General features: G+C 45.9%; 14 protein-coding genes. 8 read left to right on the top strand and 6 right to left on the bottom strand.

Features of this window, described 5'->3' with window-relative positions:
• The first annotated feature begins 272 nt into the window (after positions 1-272).
• Together E8M12_RS04085 and E8M12_RS04080 are read left to right on the top strand one after the other, a co-directional pair.
• A complete protein-coding gene (locus E8M12_RS04085; RefSeq protein ID WP_136734811.1) occupies positions 273-1,526 on the top strand; it encodes a S1 family peptidase in 1,254 nt (417 codons plus the stop codon).
• Positions 1,517-2,491: an FHA domain-containing protein gene (locus E8M12_RS04080; protein ID WP_136734810.1), complete on the top strand. Its 975-nt coding sequence runs from the start codon at positions 1,517-1,519 to the stop codon at positions 2,489-2,491. Before E8M12_RS04085 ends, E8M12_RS04080 begins: the two co-directional genes overlap by 10 nt.
• 76 nt (positions 2,492-2,567) lie before the next feature.
• Here E8M12_RS04080 and trpS read toward each other — a convergent pair whose 3' ends face one another.
• Together trpS and rpe are read right to left on the bottom strand one after the other, a co-directional pair.
• Entirely contained in the window at positions 2,568-3,572 is a 1,005-nt protein-coding gene (trpS, locus tag E8M12_RS04075) for a tryptophan--tRNA ligase (RefSeq protein ID WP_136734809.1), read from the bottom strand.
• A 42-nt stretch (positions 3,573-3,614) separates the two neighbouring features.
• Positions 3,615-4,292 (bottom strand): ribulose-phosphate 3-epimerase, encoded by a 678-nt coding sequence (gene rpe, locus E8M12_RS04070; protein ID WP_136734808.1) that lies wholly within the window; start codon positions 4,290-4,292, stop codon positions 3,615-3,617.
• Positions 4,293-4,592: 300 nt separating this feature from the next.
• Between rpe and E8M12_RS04065 the strand changes: the two genes are divergently transcribed.
• The 5 genes from E8M12_RS04065 to E8M12_RS04045 all read left to right on the top strand — a co-directional run bounded on the left by E8M12_RS04065 (position 4,593) and on the right by E8M12_RS04045 (position 9,919).
• The gene (locus E8M12_RS04065; protein ID WP_136734807.1) at positions 4,593-5,237 is read left to right on the top strand and encodes a TorF family putative porin; all 645 of its coding nucleotides are present in this window, start codon (positions 4,593-4,595) and stop codon (positions 5,235-5,237) included.
• Positions 5,238-5,477: 240 nt separating this feature from the next.
• A complete protein-coding gene (locus E8M12_RS04060; RefSeq protein WP_438363449.1) occupies positions 5,478-6,263 on the top strand; it encodes a gamma-glutamyl-gamma-aminobutyrate hydrolase family protein in 786 nt (261 codons plus the stop codon).
• Positions 6,256-7,599 (top strand): glutamine synthetase family protein, encoded by a 1,344-nt coding sequence (locus E8M12_RS04055; protein ID WP_136734806.1) that lies wholly within the window; start codon positions 6,256-6,258, stop codon positions 7,597-7,599. The genes E8M12_RS04060 and E8M12_RS04055 overlap by 8 nt, the downstream gene beginning before the upstream one ends.
• 13 nt (positions 7,600-7,612) lie before the next feature.
• The gene (locus E8M12_RS04050; protein ID WP_136734805.1) at positions 7,613-8,968 is read left to right on the top strand and encodes an aspartate aminotransferase family protein; all 1,356 of its coding nucleotides are present in this window, start codon (positions 7,613-7,615) and stop codon (positions 8,966-8,968) included.
• A gap of 102 nt (positions 8,969-9,070) precedes the next feature.
• Positions 9,071-9,919 (top strand): hypothetical protein, encoded by an 849-nt coding sequence (locus E8M12_RS04045; RefSeq protein ID WP_136734804.1) that lies wholly within the window; start codon positions 9,071-9,073, stop codon positions 9,917-9,919.
• Positions 9,920-9,982: 63 nt separating this feature from the next.
• Here the strand turns inward: E8M12_RS04045 and E8M12_RS04040 are convergent, their stop codons facing one another.
• Together E8M12_RS04040 and E8M12_RS04035 are read right to left on the bottom strand one after the other, a co-directional pair.
• Complete coding sequence (locus E8M12_RS04040) at positions 9,983-11,716, bottom strand: amidohydrolase (RefSeq protein WP_136734803.1); 1,734 nt, start codon at positions 11,714-11,716, stop codon at positions 9,983-9,985.
• Between the two features lie 48 nt (positions 11,717-11,764).
• Positions 11,765-13,048 (bottom strand): NAD(P)/FAD-dependent oxidoreductase, encoded by a 1,284-nt coding sequence (locus E8M12_RS04035; protein WP_136734802.1) that lies wholly within the window; start codon positions 13,046-13,048, stop codon positions 11,765-11,767.
• A 363-nt stretch (positions 13,049-13,411) separates the two neighbouring features.
• Here E8M12_RS04035 and E8M12_RS04030 point away from each other — a divergent pair, with 363 nt between their 5' ends.
• The gene (locus tag E8M12_RS04030; protein ID WP_136734801.1) at positions 13,412-13,960 is read left to right on the top strand and encodes a cupin domain-containing protein; all 549 of its coding nucleotides are present in this window, start codon (positions 13,412-13,414) and stop codon (positions 13,958-13,960) included.
• 199 nt (positions 13,961-14,159) lie between these two features.
• Here E8M12_RS04030 and E8M12_RS04025 read toward each other — a convergent pair whose 3' ends face one another.
• Together E8M12_RS04025 and E8M12_RS04020 are read right to left on the bottom strand one after the other, a co-directional pair.
• Entirely contained in the window at positions 14,160-14,669 is a 510-nt protein-coding gene (locus E8M12_RS04025; protein ID WP_136734800.1) for a hypothetical protein, read from the bottom strand.
• Between the two features lie 109 nt (positions 14,670-14,778).
• Positions 14,779-15,264 carry a P-loop NTPase family protein gene (locus tag E8M12_RS04020; RefSeq protein ID WP_136734799.1) on the bottom strand — a complete coding sequence of 162 codons (486 nt, stop codon included), beginning with the start codon at positions 15,262-15,264 and terminating at the stop codon, positions 14,779-14,781.
• Positions 15,265-15,334 lie beyond the last annotated feature (70 nt).

Here is a 15,334-nt window from a genome sequence, read left to right as displayed (position 1 = left end):
AATAAATTGTTCATTAGAGGAACAAGATAATGCCGTAAAATTTTCACTTTGTGAATAAATAATTTCTCAAACTGGCTGAATCATATTGTTTTTATTCAGGCAGTTAAGTGTAGAAATGGATAGCGCTACATTGCCCCTCACCAACCTTTGACCGACAATAATCGAAATGATTCCATGGCCGCAAAGATATTTGTCAATTAGTGCAACATTCTCAACTTTGCAGGCCTGAATAAGCATGGCACAATAGCTGAAACAGTCAGAAAGGAAGAAGAATGCGAGTCGTCGTTCTATTGTTAGCTTTCATCGCTGCTGGCGTTAGCCAGGCCAATGAAAACGCAGAGCAAATTTTTGCGGATTTAGCGCCAGCCCTATATCAAATCCGCATTATCGACCAAGCCACCGGTGAGAAATCAGGTATAGGCAGTGGCTTTCAAATTGGTGAAAATGGCTATATCGCTACCAATTATCATGTGATTTCCGGATATGCCCAGCACCCGGAAAAGTACATTATTGAATATGAAGATCATCAGGGACAAACCGGCCAGCTTAGCCTGCAAACGGTAGACGTTGTTAACGACCTGGCGATTGTCCTGCATGAAAATGATCCTCAACCTCTGCATTTTATTGTTGCCGAGCAAACGCCGAAAAAGGGCGAGCAATTATACTCACTCGGTAATCCTCACGACCTTGGTATGATTGTCGTTCCAGGCACATACAACGGACTTAAAAAAGAAGCTTTTAATGACCGAATTCATTTTACCGGGTCAGTCAATCCCGGTATGAGTGGCGGTCCGGTTGTCAATGCCTACGGGGAAGTGGTCGGTGTAAATGTGGCCACATCAGGCAATCAGATAGGATTCTTAATTCCTCATGAAAAACTTGCCCAGTTAATCAATCAATTTGATGTGCAGGTGGAAAAAACGATCAACCAGCAAATCACTGAGCAACTCGATGAAAATCAACGTCGCCTGATCACCACCATTCTTGATAACCCGTGGCAAAGTAAGACATTCGCGAAAGCGAGTATTCCGCAAATGGGAGTCGATTTCATCCGCTGCTGGGGCAATTCCAACACCGACCGCCCCGACGATTTACTGTTCCAGGCCATTACCCAGTGTCAAATGGAAGAAAGCGTCTACATTTCCGATAGCTTTAACACCGGCAAAGTGTCGATGGAGTTTCACTTCTTTGAGGGCGAGGACATCAGTGACTGGCGCTTTTATCAGAATTACAAATCATCTATCACCCAGGCGGGTGCCGATAACCAGGCGGGTAAAGAAGATGTGACCGAATTTGAATGCCAACATGACATTACCCGAACACAGGACAGTTCGATGACCAGTAAGTCAATTATGTGTGTGCGGGCATACAAGAAGTACCAGGGGCTATTCGATATCATGTTTTTGGCCGCATCCGTTGATAAGGGTAATCAGGCACTGGTCAGCCACTTCACTCTCGCTGGTGTCAATGAATCCCTGGCACAATCCTTCACCCAACGCTTTATGGAGGCCAGTCGATGGAACTAATCATTGAAGAAATCAGTCGTGGTAACAAGTTGATCGGCCGTCATAAGTACCAGGGTGACTCCTTACAGATTGGCCGCGGCTATCAGAATGATTTGATTCTCTCTGATCCTCATGTCTGTGCAGAACATTTGCAATTACGTTTTGATAACGAGCAACAGCTATGGTTTGTCAAAGATATGCAGACTTTAAATGGCAGCATTAATGGCTCCGGCAAACGCATGGACGTTGAGCAGGTGTTGAAGTCTGGTGATGTGATTCGTGTAGGTAAAAGCCAATTGCGGTTTCTGTTGCCGGATCACCCGGTAGCCGACAGCGTTAAATTCTCTAAGATGGAGCATTTCGTTGAATTTAGCGCCCAGTGGTGGGTAATTTTAACCGTCATTACCGCATTTACGCTAATCAATGCGCTGTTTGCCTATCTCAATACAGACATCCGGGAAATTTCTTATTCGAAAGTCTTTACCGACGCGCTATTGACCTCTCTGGTGGTTTTTATCTGGCCTCTGGTTTGTGCATTTATTGCCTTTATCAACAAACACGAAGCAAGGCTCAGAAATCAGATTGGGGTCACCTTTATCATTATCAGCTTGTTCTGGATCGCCGATTTCAGCGAAGCCATCCTCGGCTTTAATACGTCCAGCGCTATATCTGTTGAATGGATAACTGCGGCATTGGGTATTGCCATTACATTCTGTCTGTTCTGGTTTAACTTTTATATCGCCCTGCATCAGGAGCCAAAACGCAGACTGAAATTTGCCGGAGGCTTAACTGCCTTGATTTATGGCGCCGTATTATTGATTGATGCGGGCAACAAGCCAGAATTTAATCCGTTCCCGCAATACAATTCACAGATTATGACACCAGGCTTTTTGCTGGTAACCGGGGAGAGTAGTGGGCAGTTTGTAGAAAACAGCAGTGAATTATTCACTACTGCACGGCAAGCTGCGAAGAAAAAAACGCAGTAAAACTGCCATGGTATCGATGGAATTTGTGCAGCCACCTGTGTTCAGCAGGTGGCTTTAAGGTTTTTGCATTGGTCGGTTAAGGGCGAGCGATAAAGCCTACCGCGTCATATACCTTGCTTAGTACACCGGAAGCCTGCGCCGATGCTTTTTCCGCACCCGTTTTCATCACCTCATCAAGAAACGCCTGATCCTGTCGATATTGCTGGAATCTTTCCTGAATAGGCGTCAGCATCGCTACCACCGCTTCGGCGACATCGCCTTTTAAATGGCCATACATTTTATCTTCATATTCAGGGACTAACTGCTCCACCGTTTTACCCGTCGCGCAGGATAATAATGACAACAGGTTAGAGACACCGGGTTTTTCCTGAATATCAAAATAAATGCGAGCCTGCTCGTCGGAATCAGTTACAGCACGTTTAATTTTCTTAGTGATTTTTTTAGGATCTTCCAACAGGCCAATGAAGTTACCCGGGTTAGTGTCCGATTTGGACATTTTTTTGGTGGGTTCTTGCAGGCTCATGACCCGAGCACCAAACTCTGGAATATACGGGTCAGGTACGGTGAACGTGTCACCATAAATGTTATTGAAACGGTTTGCGATGTCGCGCGCCAATTCCAGATGTTGTTTTTGATCATCACCTACCGGCACCCGCTCAGCCTGATAGAGAAGAATATCCGCAGCCATTAATACCGGATAAGTGAACAAGCCCGCATTCATATTCGCTTCCGCTTTTTGCGACTTGTCCTTGTACTGGGTCATTCGGTTTAATTCACCCATTTGTGTATAACAGTTTAACACCCAGGCTAACTGTGAATGTTCCGGAACATGCGACTGTACGAAAATCGTACTCTTTTGATGATCGACTCCACAGGCAAGGTACAGTGCCAGGCCATCCAGGCAGGCATTGCGCAGTGCTTTAGGGTCCTGGCGCACGGTAATGGCGTGAAGGTCTACCAACGAATAAAAACACTGATGGTCTTCCTGCATCGCCACCCATTGGCGTAATGCACCAAGGTAGTTACCAATCGTTAATTCACCTGATGGCTGACAGCCACTTAAAACAACAGGTTTTGACATAATTTTCCTTTCTAAAGCACCAGATTGTGCTGTTCAATAAATTTATTTTGATTCTGCCTGCGCTAATTGTGCACGCATCTGCGACAAGGTCGCTTGATAATCGTCACTGGCAAATATGGCTGAACCGGCGACAAACATATCAGCACCAGCGCGAGCGATCTCAGCAATATTATCCAGGTTTATCCCGCCATCAACTTGCAAACGTGTTGGCAATTGTTTTTCATCCAACAACGCCCTTGCCTGGCGAATTTTAGTCAACGTTTGCGGGATAAAGGATTGTCCACCAAAACCCGGATTCACCGACATTAACAAAAGTACATCCAGCTCTTCGATATGGGGTAAAGCAACGTCTAATGGCGTTTCTGGATTTAATACCAGGCCAGCTTTGCAACCTTGTTGCTTGATCAGCGCCAGGGTTCTGGCAACATCATCACTGGCTTCTGGATGGAAGGTAATGATATCCGCGCCAGCGTTCGCAAAAGGAGGAATTAACTGGTCAACCGGCTCTATCATTAAATGCACATCGATCACTGCATCAATGCCATATTCCCGCAACGACTTACAAACCATAGGTCCAACAGTCAGATTCGGAACAAAATGGTTATCCATCACATCGAAATGAACCACATCGGCGCCGGCATCGAGCACATTACTCACTTCTTCACCAAGCCTTGCAAAGTCCGCCGATAATATCGATGGCGCAATCCAATAATCTGCCATACATCCCCCCTTTTTATCCATGCGCTACTTTACCCAAAAGCATGGTTAATGAAAAGCCAAAGGCCTGCACCAACAAAGAAAAAACTGCTCAAATTTAGTGCAATTGTTATTTCCGGTATTTTCTTACATTTCCCCAACCGATGTTTTACATCTTTTCTACAGCCCCGCTAAAGCGGGGTCTTCAGTCCGGAATTAGATTAATTATTCGAATTGGCACAATTGTTGAAGTCAAAACAGAAACCTCTGGTTAATAACAATAAGAAACAACAATTTAGTCTCAATTAAACTAAGGAACATAAAATGAAAACAATGAGCAAAACTGCGCTAGCTGTTGCAGCGGCCTGCATGATGAGTGTATCAACGTCTGCTTCAGCGGAATTCAGTGCCAATGCCGGAGTGGTATCACAGTATTTCTTCCGCGGTATCGCGCAAACTTTTACGGCCTCAGCAAGTGCAGGAGCTGATTATGAAAATGGCGGGTTTTATGTCGGTACCTGGGCGGCAGACGTTCAGGATGGCCTGGAAATTGATTTTTATGGTGGCTATGGCTTTGAAACAGACGGTGGCTTAGGTTTTAGCGCCGGTGTTACCAGTTATCAGTACACCGGTGACTTTGACTCAGCTTACAATGAAATTAATCTCGGTTTTAGTTTCGGTTTCTTTTCCGCCACTTATAACGTAGGTACTCATGAAGACGATGCGGGCCTGGGAATCCCGGAATCCGATTACGATTTCCTGTCGCTAACGGTGGAGCATGAAGGGTTTTATGCAACCTACGGTGCCTGGGGCAAGGATTTTGATGGTGATTACCTGGAAGTCGGATATGGCACTGAGTTCGCAGGCTTAGATCTTGGCGTTGCCTTAATAGCCAATTCTGATGAACTGGATGTAGAAACCGGCGAAGGAGATGAGTCTTTAGTATTCAGCATCGGTAAATCTTTCTAACTATCATTCTCCCAATGATATCAGCCGGCGGTCTGACGATTGCCGGCTAGCTTATTCTTCCTGTCCAATTCATTCCTTACCCGTACCACAACTCACTTCAATGCTGAGCATAATTCCCTTAAGCGGGCGAAGTAAAAAATCGACAATTTTGTTTTATTTTTTAAACAAAGCGTCTCGACTAACGCTAAAATACTGTGTTAGTGTGTAATAAATCGAACACAAAACCCTAATCGACATCTTATGAATATGACAGTTGAACCATCTCATAGCCGACCTTTGGTGGGCGTGGTATGTGATATGGAAATTATTGGCCCGCATCCATTTCATGTGGCCGGCCATAAGTATATTCATGCCGTTATCGAAGGTAGCAACTGCATCCCGGTTCTGATCCCTGCTCTTGCAAACGAACAGGCATTAGAGCAGCTTATTAAATCCCTCGATGGCATATTATTAACGGGTGGCTACTCTATGGTACATCCGAGTCATTATCAGGGAAATACACCAGACGCCGATACCAAACTCGACCCAAATCGAGACAATACCACTTTGCCACTCATTAAGTTGGCAATAGAAAATCAAGTTCCCATTTTTGGTATCTGTCGGGGCTTTCAGGAAATGAATGTGGCATTAGGCGGCAGCCTGCATCAAAAGCTGCATGAAACTGGAGAATATATTGAACACCGGGAGGACAAAAATGTCAGTCTCGAGCAACAATATGATCTCGCCCATCCTATCAATATTGCCAGCGGCGGCGTATTACAATCACTGTTTGCTGAATCCTGCATCCAGGTAAACTCCCTGCACACTCAGGGAGTGCAACGTCTCGCCCCGTCTTTGTCCATTGAAGCAACCGCCGAAGATGGGCTGATTGAAGCTTTCTCTGTCAGTGACGCTAAAGCCTTCGCCTTAGCAGTACAGTGGCACCCGGAATGGCAATTCGAAAACAATCTATATAGTCGCAAGCTGTTTGCCGCATTTGGTCAGGCTTGCTTATCTCGACAACAGGTAAAAAATCATCATGGATAATATTAAGCAGTGGTTAACCGAACACAATATTGAAGAAGTACAGTGCCTTACCAGCGACCAGACAGGAGTTGCCCGCGGCAAAATTGTACCGACTTCAACCTTTATCGATGGTGCCAAAGTCAAACTGGCAGAAGGGTCTATGCTTATGGCTGGCTCCGGTCAGTTAATCGAAGACGATATCCTGTTTTCGCTGATTGACGAGCGCGATATGGACATGATTTTAAAGCCGGTGGACGAAGGTTGCTACCTGTTACCCTGGGCGCAAAAACCAACGGCGATGATTATTCACGATTGCTATTCGCATCTTGGCCATGAATTCGATTTATCACCGCGTAATATCCTGAAAAAAGTTATCGCTCTTTATGAACAACAGGGTTGGCAGCCGATTGTTGCTCCGGAAATGGAGCTATACCTGACGCAAACCTGCACCGATCCGAATATTCCCCTGCAACCACCTAAAGGTCGTTCCGGATATCGTGAATGTGGGCGCCAGTCATTTGGTATTGAAGCAACGGATGAATTTGCGCCGTTTATCGACGATGTCTACCTGTGGGCAGATGAAATGCAGTTGCGCCTGGATGCGGTCGTTCACGAAGAAGGTCGCGCCCAGTTTGAATTTAACCTGGTTCATGGTGACCCTCTCACCATGGCCGATCAGGTTTTTGTGTTTAAGCGTATGGTCAGGGAGGCGGCTAAAAAGCATGGCTTTACAGCAACCTTCATGGCCAAACCGATCAGTGGCCAACCCGGCAGTGCAATGCACATTCACCAAAGTATCCTTGATGCCAACACTGGCAAAAATATTTTTGCCAATGACGATGGTGATACCGAGCTTTTCCACTACTTCATTGGTGGCCTGCAAACCTATATCCCGGAAGTGATGGCGATCTTTGCGCCGAACGTAAATTCCTATAAACGTTTCGTCGCTGGCATTGCTGCACCAGTAAATTTGCAATGGGGCCTGGAAAACCGAACCGTTGGTCTGCGCGTACCGGAATCACCGGTTCAGGCACGGCGAATTGAAAATCGCTTGCCAGGTGCTGACTCTAATCCTTACCTGGCAATTGCCGCCAGTATGCTTTGTGGTTATTTGGGCATGATGGAACAAATCACCCCGTCCAAACCGTCATTGCATAAATGCAACAAAACCCGTTCCAAACAGTTACCTTTGAATTTTGACGCAGCCCTGTCAAGAATGGCTGCCAGTGTCAAAATCAACGAGTACCTGGGCGAACGTTTTGTTCAGGCGTTTATTGAGACTCGGAAAACCGATTACGAAAATTATAAAAATGTCGTCTCCAGCTGGGAGCGTCAATATCTGTTGAACATAGTTTAAAACGAGAATCGCCATGCAATCCGAATTACAACAATTAAACAGTGCGCATCATTTGCAACCATTTAGCGACAATAAAGCATTGGCTGAATCAGGTCCACGCGTCATTAAACGCGCTGAAGGCGTATATTTATATGATATCGAGGGCAACAAATTCCTCGATGCCATGGCAGGGCTATGGTGTGTCAATCTGGGTTATGGACGGGAAGAGCTTGCCGAAGTCGCCCACCAGCAAATGACCGAACTCCCCTATTACAACCTGTTTTTTCAATCCACTACGACTCCGGCGACAAAACTCGCCGCCAAGATCGCCGAATTAGCGCCCGCGCATATGAACCGGGTGTTTTTTACCGGTTCCGGGTCGGAAGCCAATGACACCAACTTTCGCATGGTGCGTCGCTACTGGGACTTAAAAGGTAAACCGAATAAAAAAACCTTCATCAGTCGCCACAATGCTTATCATGGTTCAACGGTTGCGGCGGCAAGCCTAGGTGGTATGGACTACATGCACAAGCAGGGCGACCTGCCGATCTCAGGTATCGTCCACGTCGACCAGCCTTATTGGTTTGGCGAAGGCCAGGACATGTCGCCAGACGATTTTGGTATCAAAGCCGCGTGCTCGCTCGAGCAAAAAATTCTGGAAATTGGCGAAGATAATGTCGCGGCATTTATTGCCGAGCCTTTTCAGGGAGCTGGCGGCGTTATTATTCCACCACCGACGTACTGGACAGAAATCAAAAAGATCCTCGCCAAATATGACATCCTTTTCATTCTTGATGAAGTGATTGCGGGTTTTGGTCGTACCGGCGAGTGGTTTGCCAGTCAGTATTTTGACCTGAAACCTGATTTAATCACCATTGCCAAAGGCATGTCCTCCGGCTACCTACCAATCGGAGGGGTTATTGTTTCCGATAAAGTGGCACAGGTATTGATTGACGAAGGTGGTGATTTTAATCACGGCTTTACCTATTCCGGCCATCCGGTAGCAGCAGCGGTGGCGCTGAAGAATATTGAGATCCTAGAACAGGAAGGTATTGTCGCTAAGGTTAAAGACGAAATATCCCCCTATTTGCAAAAACGCTGGCAGGAATTAGCGTCGCACCCTATCGTCGGTGAGGCCCGCGGACTGGGTATGGTTGCCGCCGTTGAACTGGTGAAAGATAAAGCCAGCAATGAACGCCTCGAACCAGATTGTAAAGCAGGCGGCGTGTGTCGCGACTTTGCCATCGCCAACGGCCTGATTATGCGGCCTTGTGGCGATACCATGATCATTTCCCCTCCCCTGGTGATCAGCAAATCAGAAATCGATGAACTAATTACAAAAGCGAAAAAAACCTTGGATGACACGGCGCAATTTTATGGTATAAGTTAATCACGATAATTGCTGCATCCAACACTGTGATTTGTACCTTTCCAAAAACAATAAAAACAAGGAAACGCATCTATGGCAGCGGAACATTTTTGGAAACCCGACATGACAAAAGCCTTGGTTAAACATTTTCACTCCTGGGGATACCAGGCGTTTAAATACCTGATATACGGGTTGCTGGCTTACAACATCCTGCTGTTTTTTCAGGAAGAATCCCTGGCAAGTGAAGTGATTTTTGTTAATGGTTTCAGCTTAACGTCAATTATTGAAGCCTTTTCATCGACCATTGATACCGCAGCCTGGGTCATTTTGCTGCTGCTGTTTGAACTGGAAACCTATGTTCTCGAAGATGAGAAGATCCATGGGGCAACCCGATGGTCTTTGCACGGTGTACGCGTATTCTGTTATTTGTTCATCCTGTATGCCTTCTATGGTTATTGCACTAAGCTCGGTCTGCTAAGTGGATTCGCTCCGACCGCAATTTCCGATCTGTGTAATTTAGATGGAAAGTGGCAATACATGAGCTCTCTCAATGAATACGTGCAGATCACTCAGCAAAATTGCCAGGGCCTGGCCAGCACCGGAGGCATGTTCAGCCATCCGGAAATTTCCGTGCTCAGCAATCGCGACGATCTATTCGCCACCAAAGGCCTGGCCTGGGTTGATGTCATCAATGCCGGTGCCTGGTTATTTGTCGTGCTGATGCTCGAATTAGACGTTCGTATTCAACTTGGGCATATTCACAATAATTTCTGGTCTCGGTACAGCCATGTGATCAAAGGTGCGGTATATCTGGTCCTGCTCGCTGCGGCAATATTCTGGGGTTTTGAAGGCGACTTCATTGACTTTTGGGATGCCTTTTTATGGTTGGTTGCGTTCTTTTTAATTGAACTCAATGTCTTCGAATGGCAGGCGGAAACTGCACAACAAGAACCAGAGGTTACTACCAAGTAGTACTGTAAACCTTCTGATTATGCCCGCTAACCCCGTTAAACGGGGTTAGCGATGTACAGGCGTTTACTCCACGAATGCCTCGTCGGAAACATAGACCGCCTTCCCGGCCAGAATCGTCTCGACCACCTCAACCTGATGGATGTCATACGGTTCAACGTCAAACAAGTTGTTTTGCAGAATGACCAAATCGGCCATTTTGCCAACCTCTAATGAACCTATTTGCGATTCCATCCGCAACTGATGCGCCGCCCCGAGCGTATAACCTTCAATTAAGCTGGCAATATCGAGACGTTCATTTTCACCGGGTTGAATCGGCGCCTGCGGTTCTCCGGGGTTTTGCCGGGTGTGACCGATTTCCATATTAAACACCGGTGACATACCAAGGATTCCAGCGCCACTGGCAGGAAAGTCACTACCAAACGATAGCGTAACCCCGGCTTCATTTAAGCTGTTAAAGCGAAAATATCGCTGAAACTGATCATCATTGACAAAGGCTTTACCATACTCATCATAGGAAGCCCACAAAGGCGTACTCTGGGCAATCACACCTAATTCGGCGAATCGTTGCACATCTGCATCCGTCATAACCTGAATGTGGCATAAGGTAAAACGGTTGCTGTGCGATGGATAGTCGCGCTTCACCGCTTCAATCGCATTAAGCGCTTCACTGATGGCTCGCTCGCCAAGGGCGTGGATATGCACGTCCATATCAGCAGCCGTAGCCTGTGAAAGTATCTGAGTCATTTGCTGCTCGTCAAAAACGGTCTCGCCACGATTGCCAACCTCCTGTTGATAATCCGTATGCATTGCTGCCGTTTTCCCTTCTATCGTGCCATCGTTCATGATTTTTAGCATGTTAATTTGATAGCCGTCACCAGAAGCAATACGTCGCTTTTCAATCGCTTGCTTAACGCCATCGGCAAACCCCTGTTGCGACTTAATCATGTGCGAGCCGACATAGCGAACGGTGAGTTGTTGGTTTTGCGCCAGCAACTCTAAGACGTCAAGCTGCACCCTATCAACATCCAGTGCGCCGGCATCGAATACGGAAGTAATGCCAAATTGATTCATCACTGAGATAACATCAGCCGTGCCGGCTGCAACTCGATCCCGGGTCAGGATCCCGAGCCTTGAAACGGCATCGGTTGCCGTACCTTCCAATAAATATCCGGTTGGTTGATGGTTTTCGTCGCGCTTGTAATAACTAAAACCGGGCACCGGATCAGGGGTGTTGGCATTAACCGCCAGCAACTCCAGGGCTTTGGAATTTACCCAGGCGCCATGAAAGCCTTCGTCAAAGATAAATACGGGTTTGTCGGCAACAATTTCATCAAGACGCCTTTTATCTGGGCCTTGAGGCCCGAATGCACTGGCTAAAAATCCGAACCCGAACAGGATCTCATCATTGTCATGCTGTTTGGCATAATCGGCAATCTGCTGATACCAGTGCTCCGGGGTGGCAAAGGTGTCCAGTGCCAGGCTGCGAATATAGGCACCTCCCATAACAGGATGGGCGTGGGAGTCGATAAATCCGGGCAGCAACATCTGCTTACCAAGGGTATCAACCTGAGTTGATTCACCAATATAATCAGTCACCGACTGGCGATCACCAACATAAATAATCTTGTCATCTTTAATCGCCAATGCCTGAGCCCAGGGTCGGTTTTCATCGACCGTATAAATATAATCACCGATAAATACCCGGTCGGCGATTTTGGTTGCCGATTGCTCATTACGGCCATTGCTACAACCCGCTACAAGTGCACATATTAAATGGATTATTATTAGTTTTTTCATATTAACACCTAATTATTGGTGGGTTCGCTTGGGTGATCCTGTTAGCAATCAGCCAAACATTTTGTGATACATCATACCTAGCGCCAGTAGTGGCGAGCGTAGGTACCTACCGCCAGGAAACCGGAGATGTTTAACCTGTTCAAATACCTCAACACGTTCGGTTTCACCATGAATATGCTCGGCGATAAGTTTTGCGGCCATGTGGGTTACATTCAGGCCATGTCCGGAATATGCCTGGGCGTAATAGACATTCTTTGCTAAGCGGCCAATTTGCGGCAATCGATTGGCGCCAATTCCGATCATCCCACCCCACTGGAAATCGATTTTGGCATTGGCCAGTTGGGGGAACACCTTGAGCATCTTAGGTTGTAGCACTGCCTTGATGTCGTGTGGATCTTTACCCGAATAATGACAGAGGCCGCCAAACAGCAAGCGCTTGTCCGCAGACATGCGAAAATAATCCAAATCTACGCGCTGGTCACAAATGGCAAAATTTGCCGGCATCAGTTGTTTGCATAACGATGGGGAAAGAGGTTCGGTGGCTATGATATAGCTTCCCGCCGGTAATACTTTACCGGTCAACTGGAGCTCCAGATCCTGCAAATAGGCATTGCCTCCATAAATCAGGATCCGGGCATTAACTTCGCCCTTGGCTGAGGAAATACGATGGGTACGGCCCCGAGTAACCTGAGTCACCGGCGAATGTTCAAAGATCTGTGCGCCCAGCCGCTGGGCGGCAAGGGCTTCGCCAAGACAAAGGTTTAACGGATGTAAATGGCCACTTCCCATATCCACTAACCCCGCCAGTGCAGTCTTCGAGCCGATTACCCGTTGCTGTACCTGCTGTTGGTCCAATAGCTCCAGGGAATGAGGATAGCCATTCGTTTGCAGCCGCTCAAAGCTTTGCTGTAAGTACTCAATATGTTTCGGGTGGTTGGCAATATCACAGTACCCCAGGGTCAGATCACAATCGATTTGATAGTCCCTGATTCGATCCTTTACCACCTGCAAAGATTCAACACCAAGCTGGTTGATTAACTCGACGCCTGACTGACCGATTTGCGATCGAAACTTACTAACTTCATGGCCAATGCCACGAATCAATTGTCCGCCATTACGACCCGATGCCCCCCAGCCTATGCTATGAGCTTCCAGCAAGGCCACCGAGTAGCCGCGCTCACTTAACTCAACGGCACTGGCGACACCAGTAAAGCCGCCACCGATTATACAGACATCAACCTCAACAGAGGTTTCCAGACGCGGAAACTGGATATCCATATTTTTACTATGTTGATAGTAAGAGTGAGCATCACCATTGCTGTACTTCGCCATAACCCTATCCAAGTGTTCAATTTAATAATCAGCTACGTAAACTATATAAAACATATAGTAACCAACTATTTAACTGAGTTCGACTAAAAAATACTCAGTTATTATTCTCCGACCAGATATGCGAAGTAACCAGCATTGCCTTCGTTGACTGATAATCTCAACGTGAGTGACAGTTACCTGTGCTTAGCCGATTTTACGGTCGGGAGGAGATAAAATGCCTTAAATCTTGAACACGATTGCTTTATTTTTTTTACACCGATATATTAACTACAGGCAGTCGAAAATGATTAATCTTCAAGCTATTGGCGTATATTTAATCGCCTGCGATTGCATTTTAATTTCACCACATGAAAAGGAATATGAATGGACGTTGGCGCAAGATTGAAAGAAGTGCGAATGCAAAATAATTTGTCACAACGGGAGCTGGCAAAACGTGCCGGTGTCACCAACAGCACGATTTCTATGATTGAAAAAAATAGCGTCAGTCCATCGATTAGTTCCCTGAAAAAAGTACTCAATGGCATTCCAGTGTCCCTGGTCGATTTCTTTTCTGAAGATGTTTATGCCGAAAAAACCCAACAAGTCGTTTACTCACCGGAAGATTTAGTCGAAATCGGCACCGGTGATATCCTGATGAGCCTGGTCGGCAAAGCCTTCCCGCGTCGACAAATGACATTTCTGATAGAAACCTATCCCCCAAACTCTGATACCGGCACGACCATGCTGCAAAACGACGCCGAAGAGGGCGGCTATGTGGTGGAAGGTAAGATAGAGCTGACCGTAGGTAATGAGGTATACATCCTCAACAAAAACGACAGCTATTATTTCGATAATAACCAGCCGCACCGTTTCCGTAATCCTTATAAGAAAACCTGTAAAATAGTCAGTGCGACGACGCCTGGGAATTTTTAGCGGGAACGGGAGTTAAAACTCCCTCAGTACGTACCGTAAACGATACTCCGAGTACGTGGCAGAAAATGCCACTCCGAGCACGCTGATGTTATCAGCTCCGAGCACACGCTGTTCCGAGCAAAAAGCAAAAAACCTTGAGTCACTCCCTGATACTACGGGGAATCTTCACCAGGAGCCGAATGTCTCAAATGTGCCATTCTCAGCCGTTTAAGATTCGACTTTTCAGTCTTTTTTGATAGGAATACTCTTTATGATAAAAGTGAGCAAGTTTTAAGTTAATAGCAATTAGTAAAAAGACTACAACTGTTGCTATGACTTTATTCCCCCACAGCACTGCAATTATTGATATTCCTATTAAGTTTATTATTAAAAATACGTTCAGCTCAAAAGGCTGTTTCATTTGATTTCGAAGAGATTTGAGAGAAGAGCGTTTCGAATTCATTAATTGAATTACTCTTAAGGTAAAGTTTTCTAAAGAGAAGTTTGTTTCTCTATCTTTTATAGAAAAACAGATTCCAAACTTAAGTTGAACCTCATCTATAAAATGATTGTATTTTCTTAAGCCTTTAAAGCTATTCCTGAATGCACCTTTGTCGCTTGGATTAGCGATTAAGAAATCTAAAAAATTTTCTTCGACAAATTCAATATCCTTTGAATGTTTATATTTAGTGAAAATTCCTACTATCTCACTTTTTATATCCGATTCCATTCACTTTAACTCAGGTTTATTATTTCCGCTTATCGCTCTAAAATAACATTAACCTTTTCAATCGGTTAACGTCAATCCTCTATCAACATTTCAATCATCCACGATACAGTTAGTCGGGAACATTATGCGTATACATCACCTTTTCCCGGGTAAACTCGTCGTACAAAGCCTGGTGTGCTGAAAGAGAGAAGGTATCGGTACGGGATTCATAATCCTTTATCCAATTTAGCAACATGGGTAGATTTTTATCCTGGGCCTGTTTCGATGGATATTTGTGAGGTTCCCACGGGCGCTTTTTGGCGTTATCGATGCAATCCGCGACACTGAGATTCATAAAGATTGCTTTATCCGCATGCACCATGACATAGGCAATTAAATCTGAATAACAGCCTTCGATAACCCAGTCATGATTCTCTTTAATAAACTGGTCAATTTGCATAAATGACTCTGCCAGCGGTTGCCGTGTTGGCGGATTAGTCTGCTGCCAGGCGATCACATCAAGATCGAAATGGGCTAGCTGTTGCCTTGAGGCTAGTTTGCCTGCCAGGGTGGATTTTCCAGAACCAGAATTGCCGAAAATCACAATGTTACGCATATCACCCTCACCTCACGCATCTATATTTCAACACATTTTGATACGGCAGTCGCGGAAAATAAAAAGGCCT

It is taken from the genome of Thalassotalea mangrovi (assembly GCF_005116735.1).
GTDB classification, from domain to species: domain Bacteria; phylum Pseudomonadota; class Gammaproteobacteria; order Enterobacterales; family Alteromonadaceae; genus Thalassotalea_A; species Thalassotalea_A mangrovi.
Note: the sequence above shows the minus strand (reverse complement) of the source record. Positions and strands in the feature narration are given on the sequence as shown.

Coding starts and splice junctions, on each gene's coding strand:
- E8M12_RS04020 (WP_136734799.1), bottom strand. CDS start 15,264: ATGCGTAACATTGTGATTTTCGGCAATTCTGGTTCTGGAAAATCCACC.
- E8M12_RS04045 (WP_136734804.1), top strand. CDS start 9,071: ATGACAAAAGCCTTGGTTAAACATTTTCACTCCTGGGGATACCAGGCG.
- E8M12_RS04040 (WP_136734803.1), bottom strand. CDS start 11,716: ATGAAAAAACTAATAATAATCCATTTAATATGTGCACTTGTAGCGGGT.
- E8M12_RS04055 (WP_136734806.1), top strand. CDS start 6,256: ATGGATAATATTAAGCAGTGGTTAACCGAACACAATATTGAAGAAGTA.
- trpS (WP_136734809.1), bottom strand. CDS start 3,572: ATGTCAAAACCTGTTGTTTTAAGTGGCTGTCAGCCATCAGGTGAATTA.
- E8M12_RS04060 (WP_438363449.1), top strand. CDS start 5,478: ATGAATATGACAGTTGAACCATCTCATAGCCGACCTTTGGTGGGCGTG.
- E8M12_RS04035 (WP_136734802.1), bottom strand. CDS start 13,048: ATGGCGAAGTACAGCAATGGTGATGCTCACTCTTACTATCAACATAGT.
- E8M12_RS04085 (WP_136734811.1), top strand. CDS start 273: ATGCGAGTCGTCGTTCTATTGTTAGCTTTCATCGCTGCTGGCGTTAGC.
- E8M12_RS04065 (WP_136734807.1), top strand. CDS start 4,593: ATGAAAACAATGAGCAAAACTGCGCTAGCTGTTGCAGCGGCCTGCATG.
- E8M12_RS04080 (WP_136734810.1), top strand. CDS start 1,517: ATGGAACTAATCATTGAAGAAATCAGTCGTGGTAACAAGTTGATCGGC.
- rpe (WP_136734808.1), bottom strand. CDS start 4,292: ATGGCAGATTATTGGATTGCGCCATCGATATTATCGGCGGACTTTGCA.
- E8M12_RS04030 (WP_136734801.1), top strand. CDS start 13,412: ATGGACGTTGGCGCAAGATTGAAAGAAGTGCGAATGCAAAATAATTTG.
- E8M12_RS04025 (WP_136734800.1), bottom strand. CDS start 14,669: ATGGAATCGGATATAAAAAGTGAGATAGTAGGAATTTTCACTAAATAT.
- E8M12_RS04050 (WP_136734805.1), top strand. CDS start 7,613: ATGCAATCCGAATTACAACAATTAAACAGTGCGCATCATTTGCAACCA.